The sequence below is a fragment of the Nitrospira sp. genome (assembly GCA_024760525.1).
Lineage (GTDB): Bacteria > Nitrospirota > Nitrospiria > Nitrospirales > Nitrospiraceae > Nitrospira_D.
On sequence record CP060499.1, the window covers coordinates 1,710,749 to 1,723,314 of the forward strand.

A 12,566-nucleotide genomic window follows, 5' to 3' on the forward strand; every position below is an offset into this window, starting at 1 on the left:
GGAAAAGGGGACTAGGGTCCAACCTAGTTCGCCTCCACTCTGACAGACACCAATGACGATCCCGCTGGATTGGCAAGCTCGGGATTCTCCCAGTATCGAATGGATGAGCGGAAGTCTAGATTGAGCTCGTCATGAGACGAGTCCGGACGCTGGCGATGATTATGGCGGGAGGCAAGGGCGAGCGCCTGATGCCGCTCACCTCGGTACGCACGAAGCCGGCCATTCCTTTTGGAGGTAAGTATCGAATCGTCGACTTTGTCCTCAGCAACATGCTCAATAGCGGCATCACCGCAAACTATGTGCTTGTCCAATATCGTTCGCAATCGCTGATCGAACATCTCCGCGAGTCCTGGCGCATCGCCGGGCGGATCAGAGATCATTTCATTACCGTTGTGCCTCCTCAGATGCGCGCGCGCGGCGGATGGTACGAGGGGACTGCCGATGCGGTGTATCACAATCTCAACTTGATCGCGGACTTTCGGCCCGATGTGGTGGCGGTATTCGGGGCCGACCATATCTATCGGATGGATGTTTCGCACATGATCCAATTTCATCGGGACTGCGGGGCGGAGGTCACGGTGGCGGCCCTGCCGGTACCGATCGGACAAGCCTCTCAGTTCGGCATCATCGAGGTCGATGCGAATAATCGAATGATCGGATTCGATGAGAAACCTCATCGCGCGAAGCCTCTTCCGGGGCAACCGACGATGGCGCTGTCCTCGATGGGCAACTATATTTTCGACATGTCGGTCTTGTTGCGCATTCTCGAGCAAGATGCCGCCCGGTCCGGAGGACACGACTTCGGCCGGAATATCATTCCCGACCTGATCGGACGCCAAAAAGCGTATGTGTATGACTTTCTACGGAATGACGTGCCGGGCCTGCGGTCCTACGAAGAAAAGGGGTATTGGCGTGATGTCGGAACCATCGATGCCTACTGGCAGGCGAATATGGATCTCTTGGGGCAAACGCCGAGGTTTGATTTGCGGAACAAAGAGTGGCCGATTCTCGCTGCGGGATATGACGGCCCCTCGGCGTCGGTGGTCCAAACCCGGGCCGACGAATCAATGATCGGAGAGGGGAGTCAGATCGTGGATGCCCAGATCAAGCGGTCGGTCATCGGACGTGGGGTCCGCATTGAGCCCGGAGCGTGCTTGGACGAATGCGTCATCATGGACGGGGTCCATATCGGAGCGCAGGCACGCCTGTCCCGGGTGATTGCGGATCGTTTCAGCAGCATCCCTGCCGAAAGCGATATCGATCATCGCGAACCCTCTCACGTTCCGGGTTGTCATATTTCCCCGACAGGCCTCGTCGTCATTCCGCGCAACACAACCGTGCCGGCAAGAGCGATGCAGCCGCTCGCATGACACGCCGAGGGTCATGATGACAGACCTTCCCGTGCTCGCCACGTACCGACTTCAACTCAACGGAGAATTCGGATTCCGGCACGCGCAATCCGTAACGTCGTACCTGAACGATCTCGGGATTACCCATTGTTATAGTTCGTCGATATTGGCCGCCGTGCCGGGCAGCATGCACGGCTATGACATCATCGATCCGTCGCGGTTGAATCCCGAACTTGGAACTGAAGAGGATTTTCGTGACTGGAGCGTAGATCTCCGCGCGCTGGGCATGGGCCTGATCCTGGATGTCGTGCCGAATCACATGGGCATTTCCCAAGCGTTGAATCAAAGATGGTACGACGTGCTGGAAAATGGGCCGGCGTCCCGTCATGCGCGCGTGTTCGATATCAATTGGCAGCCGCTCAAAAAAGAACTTAAGAATAAGGTTCTGCTGCCGATCCTGCCGGACCAATACGGAAAGGTGCTTGAGCGTGAACACATTGCGTTGGCCTATGAAGATGAACACCTGGTGGTCCGGTGTGGAGCATGCCGTCTGCCCTTGGCGACCAGAACCTGGGAAAAGGTGCTGGCATACAGGCTCGACCAGTGGGTGCAGGACCACGGCCAATCCGAGCATGGCGAGGCGGCCATGGAGTTGCAGAGCATTTTGACGGCTATTCGCAATCTTCCGGGAGTTGATGACACCAGCGAGCCGAAGCTGGAAGAGCGGGAACGCGAGACAGGGGTTATCCGTAGACGTCTGGCCACCTTGATGCGGGATAGTCCGGCCGTCGCTGCGTTTGTGGGGGAAAACGTCCGCCTCTTCAATGGCACGCGGGGAATACCCCAGAGCTTTGACTTGCTCGACGAACTGTTGAATGAACAGTCCTACCGATTGGCTTCGTGGGAAGTCGCATCCGAGGAAATCAACTATCGGCGGTTCTTCGACATCAACGAGTTGGCCGCCATTCGCATGGAAGAGCCCTCAGTCTTCCATGATTCGCATCAGATGGTGTTTCAGCTCCTACGGGATGGGACCGTGGTCGGCCTGCGCATCGACCATGTCGATGGGCTCTATGATCCACAGGTGTATTTGGAGCAGCTCCAATCCTGGGCCCGTCGCGAATGGGGGCACGACACGACACACCTTCCGCTCTTTATCGTCGTCGAAAAAATCCTGGCGAATGATGAAACACTGTCCGAGGCTTGGCCTGTGGAGGGCACGACCGGGTACGAGTTTCTCAATACCGTCAACGGCCTGTTCGTCAACCAGGCGCATGAGCGGGCGTTCACCGACCTCTATCACCGGATGACCGGGCGGCGGCAAGGTTACGCCGAAGTGGCCTATGAAGCGAAACAGCTGATCATGCGGGCTTCCATGGCCAGCGAGATCAACGTCCTCGGCCATCAACTGAACGTGATCTCGGAACGGGATCGGGGGTCGAGAGACTTCACGCTGAACAGTTTGACGAACGCGATCCGGGAAATCATCGCCAGCTTCCCGGTCTATCGCACCTACGTCAGGGAAGGAGCCGAGCCGGTGAGCGAGCGGGATCGGGTGTGCATCCAGAAGGCCGTGGCTCACGCCAAACGCCGCAATCCCGCCATCGGAAGCGAGGTATTCAGCTTCATTCGCGAGTTGCTGCTGAAGCAGCATGATCTCTGCGTGCGGGACAGCGACGAAGTCACGCGTTTCATCATGAAATTTCAGCAGGCGACCAGCCCGGTGACGGCCAAAGGCATCGAGGACACGGCGTTCTATCGGTACAATCGCTTTCTGCCTCTCAATGAGGTCGGGGGCGAGCCGCAGCAATTCGGCCTTTCTCCGGACCACTTCCACCGCCGGATGAGCGAGCGACAGGCCAGATGGCCCAAGGGACTGTCCGCCACGGCCACGCATGACACCAAGCGCGGCGAAGATGCGCGCGCACGGCTGAACGCCCTGTCCGAGATTCCGGACCAATGGAAAGCAAAAGTGAACCGGTGGGCAAAATGGAATGCCAGGCATCGCATCGAAGTCGACGGCGAGGCGGTCCCGGATGCCAACGACGAATATCTGTTCTATCAAACTTGCATGGGCGTCTGGCCGCCCGGTGAACTCACGGAGCACGAGCACGGCGATGTGTGCCGCCGGATCGAACAATATATGGAGAAGGCCACACGTGAAGCGAAAGTCCATACCAGCTGGGTCAATCCGAACAAGGCCTATGAGGAAGGCGTGCGCCGTTTTGTGCAAGCCGTCCTGTCCCCGAGCCACACCAACAAATTTTTGCCTGATTTTCTCGGGTTCAAGGAGCAGGTGGCGCGCGCGGGGTTCATCAACTCGCTTGCGCAGACGACGATCAAGCTGGCCGCACCCGGCACTCCGGATGTGTACCAAGGAACTGAACTCTGGGATTGGAATCTGGTCGATCCGGACAATCGACGGCCCGTCGACTATGCGCTTCGAGGAAAATTGCTGGAAGAGCTCCATGCTATCCGACTCCGGGACGACCGCGCGGAATTGGTGCGCGGACTCATGGACCATGCCAATGACGGCCGTATCAAGCTGTATCTCATCATGATGGGACTTCATTGCCGGCGGATACATCCTGACGTGTTCGTGCATGGCCGATATGTCCCGCTTGAGTCAGAAGGGCCTGCCGCAAACCATCTCGTGGCATTCATGCGCCATCATGGGACCAAGGTGGTGATGGCGGTGGTGCCGCGGCTCATCTCAATGCGGTTGGCCGAATCAGCCGATTCGGTATGGGATGAGACCTGCGTCGTCATGCCTCCGGAGTGGAGACCCCAGCAGCTCCAGGAACTTCTCAGCGGTCGTTCGATCGATTGCCTGCGCAAGGGAGACCGCTCCGTGGTGCGTGCCGCGGATCTATTCGCTGTCTGTCCTATAGGGTTATTGGAGGGGGATCTACCGGAACCATCCCGACTGGGCTCGCTGTCATGATCGATCCAGAACGCCGTATGCTAGGGCGTTACCGAGTGGTCCTTCTGAACGGACTTGCTAGAATAGCTGCCACATGAGGAGTTGGAGGCACACGTGACGGCTCAAGAAGAGACGCGCTCGTCAAGGAACGGACTGATCGGGCTTTTTATGGGTCTGATCGGAGATGTTCGGACCTTGTTCCGTCAAGAGCTCCAGCTTATGCGGGACGAGTTCCATGCCGAGACGAGAAAGGCTTGTCAAGCGGCGGTTTCAATCGGGGTTGGAATTGGGTTGACCCTCATCGGCGGTGTATTCGCTCTCATCATGATAGCTCAGATGCTGCACCAGTTCGCCGATCTTCCATTGTGGGCCTGCTATGGAGCGATCGGGGTCATCCTCTTAGCCGTCGGCTCGGCGCTCCTGGTCAGGGCAACGCAAGCCTTGCAGGATTTCAATCTCATCCCGCGCCGAACCCTCCATTCAATGAAGGAAGACGCTCAATGGATCAAAGATCATATGCCATCGAACAAGATCTGAAGGACATTGCTGAAACACGGGCGGAGATCAGCCGCAAACTTGATTTGCTCGATGAGGAAGTCCGGGCGCAAGTGAAAGGGATAACAGTGACGTCGTCGGAAATTGCGACGATTGCCGCGACGATCGCCAAAGACGCCGGCCTTGCCGCCACGAGGTTGTTGAATCCTGTGCGACAGTTGGACCAACGGCCCATGGCCGTGCTCGCGGGAGTGGTGCTGTTCGGTTACGCCATCAGCATGTTGGGGAAGAGATTGCGGAGGCCGAAAGTCTACCCCTACTATCCGCCGGAAACGCAAGGCGTGCCGATCATGCCCTCGGGATCGAAAGAGGGCGAACAGATGAAATCCGGTGTCTATCCGTATTTCCCGGAGCGAAGGGACCGGTCTTCATTTCCAGCAGGCGCCTGGAGTGAAATCAAACATAGTTTTCGATCCGAGATCCGGCACTCACAAAAAGCCGTCATGTACAGTCTTCGGGCATTTGCCCGGGATGCGGCCAAACAGATCGTCCCGGCGCTCCTCGGCTCTCTGCAGACGAGGTCTCGAATATCCCGCCGATAGGTCTGGGAGGCACATGATGTCACGAGTTCTGTGGAAAGGCGCCATCAGCTTCGGACTGGTCCATATTCCCGTCGGGCTCTATTCCGCGGAAGAGCGGAACAGCTTCGATCTGACCCTTCTGGATCGCCGCGATATGAAGCCCGTTGGATTCATGCGATACAACAAAGAGACGGAAGAAGAGGTGCCCTGGGACCAAATCGTGAAAGGGTACGAATATGAGAAGGAGCGATATGTCGTGCTGACTGATGAAGATTTCCGGCGCGCCAATATCGAGGCCACGCAGACCGTGGACATTCTGCGATTTGTCGACGAAAGCGAGATCGCTCCGATGTACTTCGACACGCCCTACTATTTGGCGCCTGAACGGCGGGGAGAAAAAGGCTACGCTCTGTTGCGGCAAACGTTGAAGCAGACGCGTAAGGTCGGGATCGCCAATGTCGTGATCCGGACGCGCCAGTACGTGGCGGCGCTGCTTCCGGTGGACGACGTGATTGTGCTGAATACGCTTCGCTATGCCGATGAGGTCAAGCCTGCCGGGAAATTGGACGCGCTGCCGAAAAGTCTCAAAACCGTCGGAGTGACGCCCAAAGAAGCCGACATGGCTATGAAACTCGTCGAAGAAATGACGGGAGATTGGGATCCGAAAGACTATCACGATACCTATCATGAAGACCTGCTCAAGCTGATCGACAAACGGATCAAGGCGGGACAGACCGAAGTCATCGCCGCCTCGGAGGGCGAAGAAACAGAGGAAGAGCCGAAGCGCGGGGATGTCGTGGATTTGATGGCGTTGCTCAAGCGAAGCGTACAGACTAAGTCGATGGGACGCCGATTGCCTTCCAACCATCGACGAGCGAGGGAGCACACGGTTCGATCTCGACGTAAAACGGCATAAAACGCCCATAAACAGCGTCAGAATACCGTTACTGAGGGGTCTTTGAACAATAGCCCCTACGCGCAAACTTCTCCATTCCAAACACACTCACTCTACAACCGCATGTTCTTCCGCATCTGGATGCGAAGATCCCTCGTTGATGCCAAACAGATCTCGATTCCCTCGTAAACACCTCGGCCTAGGGAAACACCCAGTTTCGTAGCGTTGGACTTTACTGGACCTTACGCGAGCAGTAAGCTGTACCCCCTGACTAGAGGGGTCTTGTTCGATCATCAGTCTCTCTTCTTCAGGCTGTCAGCGGAACGTGTCCTTCGGCGGGTAGGTGACGATGCCAAACCGAGCGTCTGATCTGTGGCAGTGTCAGCTGGTGTATGAACGACGGTGAAATGGGAAAGGCGATACGAACGACGAAGTAATACACCGCTGGACACTGGAGCAATCTATGAACGGCAATGAAATCCAAGCCGAAGGCTTTAAAGGGGAGCACAATCCACCCGAATTGAACGGGAGTGAGGAAGAGACCGAGCACGTGCTGGTTGCAGAAGAGCTGAGCAAAAGCGACATGCGTGTGGACATGACCGAGCGAACACTGGCCGAGGATGTGAAAGCCAACCTCGCAGCGATCATCGAATCGTCCGACGATGCCATCGTGAGCAAAAATCTCAATGGCATCATCACCAGTTGGAATCGTGGAGCTGAGCGTATCTTTGGCTACGCAGCACAAGAAGCGATCGGGCAGCCCGTAACTATGCTCATGCCTCCGGACCGGGTGGATGAAGAGCCGGGCATTCTGCAGCGCATCCGCCGTGGTGAAAAGATTGACCATTACGAAACGATCCGTCGCCGCAAGGACGGTACCTTGCTCAACATTTCACTGACCGTTTCCCCTATTATCGATGCGAATGGACGGGTCATCGGCGCGTCTAAAATTGCGCGGGACATCACCGAGCGCAAGCGGGCCGAAGACGCGCTGTGGCACAGCGAAGTAAGGCTTCAACAGGAACTCGACGACACGAAGCTGCTCCAGCGCCTCAGCGCCGATCTGGCGAATCCGCAGAAGACCGTCGAACTGTACCAAATTATCATGGACGCGGCAGTCGAGATCATGCATTCCGACTTCGCGAGCATGCAAATGCTCTACTCGGAACGCGGCAAGGGCGGCGAGCTCCGCCTCCTGGCATTCCGAGGATTCAATCCCAAGGCGGCGGAGTTCTGGGAATGGGTGCGCGCCGATTCGACATGCGCGTGCGGCGTGGCCCTGCACAATGGAGAGCGCACGCTTGTGTCCGACCTCGAAACTTGTGCGTTTATGCAAGAAACACCGGATCGGGCGATATCCTTGCAAACGGGCATTCGCGCCGTGCAATCCACTCCGCTGAAGTCGCGAGCCGGTCGTCTCATCGGCATGATTTCGACACACTGGCGAAAGCCGCATGAGCCGACCGATCGCGATTGGCGCATGATGGACGTGGTCGCGCGCTATGCCGCCGATCTTATTGAACGCAAGCAGGCGGACGAGGCGTTGCAGGAGGCACAGGTGCGCTTGCAACGGTGGAATGTGGAGCTGGAACAGGCGGTGAACATTAAGACGATTGAGTTGCTGCAATCTCAGGAACGGCTCCGCGCGCTGACCGCAGAGGTGAACCTCGCCGAGCAACGAGAGCGCAAACGCTTGGCGACCGAGCTGCATGATCATCTACAACAGATCTTGGTATTGGGGAAGCTCACGATCGGACGGGGAAGTCGCGCAGCAGTCGGGTTGCCTGCCTGTGAACAGGTTTTCAAGAAGATAAACGACATCTTTTCCGAGGCACTCACCTATACGCGCACACTCGTCGCTGACCTCAGTCCCACCGTCCTCCGGGATCAGGGACTGGCGGCGGCGCTCGAGTGGCTCGGCGACTATATGCAAAAGCACAATTTGACCGTCACGGTGACGGGACATGTGAGTGAGGGCCTTCGACTTCCTGAAGACCAAGTCATATTATTGTTCCAATCGGTGCGAGAGTTGCTGATCAACTCGGCCAAACATGCCGGCACCGGCAAAGCCACTGTACGAATGGAACAGCACAATGCTCGCTTGCGGATCGAAGTCTGCGATGAAGGCGTAGGGTTCAATCTTGCCGCCGACGGTGGTGGTGAAATTTCCCCCGCAGGCATTTCGTCCAAGTTCGGCCTGTTCAGCATCCGGGAACGGATGCTGGCGCTGGGGGGGTCCTTCGACCTGCAATCGGCTCCGGGACAGGGGACCAAGGCGACGCTCAGCTTGCCGCTGGCTCCCTGCGACAGGCAAAGCGAACAGCTGGCGGTGAAGAGCGCGCAAATCATGGACGCAGCAGATGCCGGCAATCCGCCGTTCGCAATTCATCATTCGTTACCACGAAAAAACGCCCGCATTCGCGTGCTTCTGGTTGACGACCACGTCATGGTTCGCCAAGGCCTCCGAGCGGTGCTGGATGCGTATGCCGATGTGGAATTGATCGGTGAAGCCGGGAACGGGGAGGAGGCGCTACGGCTGGTGGACCAACTGCAGCCGGCGGTGGTCGTGATGGACATCAACATGCCGAAGATGAACGGCGTCGAGGCGACGAGACTCATCAAGAGCCGCTATCCTGAGGTCGCGGTCATCGGCTTGTCCGTCAATGCCGACAACGGAAATCACGAAGCCATGACACAGGCCGGCGCCTCGCTGCTCATGACCAAGGAGGCGGCGGTCGGACAACTCCATGATGTGATCCAGGAAGCGGTGAAGAAAGGGTAGTGCGACCAGCCACGCTCCGGCCGAACGTTTCGTTTCAAAGCTCAAATCACAGAGGCGATCTTGTGACTGACAGGCCCCAGCCATCGACACAACACTCAAAAGATTTTCTCATCGGCGGCGGTGAGATGGGCGAGCGGATGCGCGCCTTCGACTTCTCTACGACGCCATTGGGACCTGTCTCTGCTTGGCCTCAAAGCTTGCGCTCCGCCGTGAGTATCTGCCTGAACAGCCGTTTTCCCATCGTCCTTTATTGGGGCAAAGAATTCGTCTCGCTCTACAACGATGCCTATATATCCATTTGGGGAGAAAAGCATCCGTGGGCGCTGGGTAAGCCGTTTGAAGTGGCTTGGGCCGACATCTGGGACGCATTGGGGCCCATGCTCAGAAGAGTCATGGAGACCGGGATTCCGTCCTGGTCCGACGATCAACTGCTCGTCATGCAGAGACATGGCTATGTAGAAGAGACCTATTTCACCTTTTCCTTTGGGGCAGGTCGAGACGAACAAGGGGAGGTCGCCGGTATCTTTTGCGCCGTGGCCGAGACGACGCAGCGCGTGCTCCATGAACGCCGTCTCGCCGTTTTGAGAGAGTTGACCGCTGATGCGAAAAGCCCGCAGGAGGCTGCTACGCTGGCTGCGCAGATCCTCGACGGACAGGTCGACATCCCATTTGCATTGGTCTATCTATTGGAGCAAGAGGGCCGAACTGCGCGGCTCGCCGCCCACACCGGAATTCCGTCCAACAGTTGTGCTGCGCCGCCGGTCGTGGATATGGCCATCGACGATGCCGGTACGTGGCCGTTGGCGCTGGCCGTCACGGCCGGCGCGCCGACGATTGTGACGGACTTGGCCCGGCGATTCGGTCCGCTGCCGGGGCGACCATGGCCTGAACCTTCGCATACCGCCATGGTGTGGCCGCTTGAAAAATCAGGACAATCGGAGTGTGCGGGGCTGCTCATCCTCGGCGTCAGCCCGCGACGGCGGCTCGATGAGTCGTATCAGCGGTATTTCGAACTGGTCGCGGGCCACGTCGCAACCATGCTCGCCAACGGCCGCGCCTACGAAGATGAGAAGAAACGCGCCGAAGCATTGGCCGAGATCGACCGCGCCAAGACCGCATTCTTTTCGAACGTGAGCCACGAATTGCGCACGCCGCTCACGCTGATGCTCGGACCACTGGAAGATTTGAAAGCTCAGTTTGGCCGCTCAACGTCCTCGCTCGACGCCTCGCAGTATCAACAGATTGATTTGGTTCATCGCAACGGCCTGCGTCTCCTCAAACTGGTCAACACCCTGCTGGATTTTTCACGCATCGAAGCCGGCCGGGCGCAGGTGGTGTATGAAGAGACGGACCTCGCCGCGTTCACGATCGACCTGGCGAGCGTGTTTCGCTCCACCATCGAGAAGGCCGGTTTATCGCTGATTGTCGATTGTCTTCCCCTACCGGAGCCTGTGTTTGTGGATCGCGACATGTGGGAAAAGATCGTCCTGAACCTCTTGTCGAATGCCTTCAAGTTCACGTTCAGCGGCGAGATCGAGATCGCGCTGCGACCAAGCGGAAAACATGTGGAACTTTCCATTCGCGATACAGGAACAGGCATTCCGGACGACCAACTCGGAAAGATCTTCGAACGGTTCCATCGCGTCGCGGGCTCACAAGGCCGTACCCACGAAGGCACGGGTATCGGTCTGGCGCTCGTGCAGGAGCTGGCGCGACTTCATGGCGGCTCCGTCTCTGTAGACAGCGCCTATGGGAAGGGAAGCACGTTCCGGGTGTTCATTCCCCTGGGCAAGAGCCATCTGCCGTACAAACATATCGTCGCCGCTCGAGGCAAGACATCGACTGCGTTGGGCGCCACGCCTTTCGTGGAAGAAGCCGTGCGCTGGCTGCCATCCGAGGAAGTGCCTGAGTCTGGAGTTCAGAATGCTGAGCTCGCGATCGGGTCTGACTTCTCTCCCTCATCACTCATCGCTCGTTCGCGCGTCCTTCTGGCCGACGACAATGCCGACATGCGGGAGTACGTGAGCCGATTGCTGCAGAGCCGATTCGAAGTACAAACGGTTGCCGATGGACAGGCCGCATTGGAGGCGGCGCGTGCCAATCCGCCGGAGCTGGTCCTTACCGACATTATGATGCCTCGGCTCGATGGCTTCGGTTTGCTCCGTGCGTTGCGCGATGATCCGGCGACCAAGACCATTCCGGTCATTCTTCTGTCGGCGAGAGCCGGCGAGGAATCCCGTGTTGAGGGTTTAGAGCAGGGCGCGGACGACTATCTCATCAAACCTTTCAGCGCCGGAGAGTTAGTAGCGCGCGTCGAGACGCATGTCAAACTGGCCCGCATGCGGCGGCAAGCCATGGCGTTGTTTCACGAAAGCGAAGTGCGTTTTCGAAATTTCGCCGATACCGCGCCGGCCATGCTGTGGGTCACCGAATCCGACGGCTGCTGTTCGTTCCTTTCGCGTGGATGGTACGAATATACGGGACAAACCGAAACGGAAGGACTCGGAGCCGGCTGGTTGAAGGCCGTACATCCCGGCGATCGTGAAGAATCCGAGCGTATCTTTCTGGACGCGATTCGCAGGCACGTGCCGTTCACCCTGGATTATCGGCTCCGCCGGTCCGATGGCGAATATCGCTGGTGCATCGACACCGGCCGGCCGCGCTTCGATGATCAGGGTACGTTTCTCGGCCATGTCGGCTCGGTCATGGACATCACTGAGCGGAAGCTGGTCGAAGAGGAGTTCCATCGATTGAATACCGAGCTGGAGGTCCGCGTACGGGAACGCACGAAGGAGCTGGAAGCCTCGCAAGAACGGCTGCGTGCGCTGGCCACGGAGTTGAACCTTACAGAGCAACGCGAGCGGAAGAGGGTGGCGGAGGAACTTCACGACCATTTGCAGCAGACGTTGGTGCTGGGGAAGTTGAAAGTCGGGCAAGCCAAACGGTTGACACTCGGGATGCCGGCTCTCGCGAAGATCATGGAAGAAACGGACGCCGTGTTTTCCGACTCGCTGCGCTATACCCGGACTCTCGTCACGGAACTGAGTCCGCCGGTGCTGCGCGATAATGGATTCGCGGCCGGTCTGAAGTGGCTGGGAGAATCCATGCGAGAGAAACACGGCCTGACGGTGACGGTCGCTGTGCCCAACAACAATCCCCTCCGGTTGTCGCAAGATCAGATGCTGCTGTTGTTCCAGTCGGTTCGCGAGCTGCTGTTCAATTCCTGGAAATATGCCGGGACGGGAAAGGCGACCGTCTTGCTAGAGGACAGCGACGGAGCGCTGACGATTACGGTCAGCGACGAGGGGGCGGGTTTCGAGCCGGCTGCCGACACATCACATGGCCATGCATCGTCAAAGTTCGGGCTGTTCAGTGTGCGAGAGCGAATGAAAGCGCTTGGTGGAAGTTTTGAGATCCACTCAGCTCGAGGCCGGGGCACCAAGGCGACTCTGGTGCTTCCGCTGGTTCGCTAAAATACTGTGCGGCTCCGAATTCTGAACGCCGAAAGAGGCCGTTGATCGATCCCGGGAGATTGTTTACT

General features: G+C 57.9%; 7 protein-coding genes. All 7 read left to right on the top strand.

Annotation, left to right across the window (positions count from 1 at the left end; all coding sequences use genetic code 11):
- Nucleotides 1-131 precede the first annotated feature (131 nt).
- The 7 genes from glgC (at nt 132) to H8K04_08110 (ending at nt 12,498) form a co-directional block, all read left to right on the top strand.
- Nucleotides 132-1,370 carry a glucose-1-phosphate adenylyltransferase gene (gene glgC, locus H8K04_08080; protein ID UVT17481.1) on the top strand — a complete coding sequence of 413 codons (1,239 nt, stop codon included), beginning with the start codon at nt 132-134 and terminating at the stop codon, nt 1,368-1,370.
- A gap of 13 nt (nt 1,371-1,383) precedes the next feature.
- Entirely contained in the window at nt 1,384-4,293 is a 2,910-nt protein-coding gene (treY, locus tag H8K04_08085) for a malto-oligosyltrehalose synthase (GenBank protein ID UVT17482.1), read from the top strand.
- Between the two features lie 93 nt (nt 4,294-4,386).
- A complete protein-coding gene (locus H8K04_08090) occupies nt 4,387-4,809 on the top strand; it encodes a phage holin family protein (GenBank protein ID UVT17483.1) in 423 nt (140 codons plus the stop codon).
- Nucleotides 4,773-5,369, top strand: a complete 597-nt coding sequence (locus H8K04_08095) for a hypothetical protein (protein ID UVT17484.1) — start codon at nt 4,773-4,775, stop codon at nt 5,367-5,369. Before H8K04_08090 ends, H8K04_08095 begins: the two co-directional genes overlap by 37 nt.
- A gap of 16 nt (nt 5,370-5,385) precedes the next feature.
- A complete protein-coding gene (locus H8K04_08100) occupies nt 5,386-6,264 on the top strand; it encodes a Ku protein (protein ID UVT17910.1) in 879 nt (292 codons plus the stop codon).
- 442 nt (nt 6,265-6,706) lie between these two features.
- Nucleotides 6,707-9,025, top strand: a complete 2,319-nt coding sequence (locus H8K04_08105; GenBank protein ID UVT17485.1) for a PAS domain S-box protein — start codon at nt 6,707-6,709, stop codon at nt 9,023-9,025.
- Between the two features lie 62 nt (nt 9,026-9,087).
- Nucleotides 9,088-12,498 (top strand): response regulator, encoded by a 3,411-nt coding sequence (locus H8K04_08110; protein ID UVT17486.1) that lies wholly within the window; start codon nt 9,088-9,090, stop codon nt 12,496-12,498.
- The last annotated feature ends 68 nt before the right edge of the window (nt 12,499-12,566 follow it).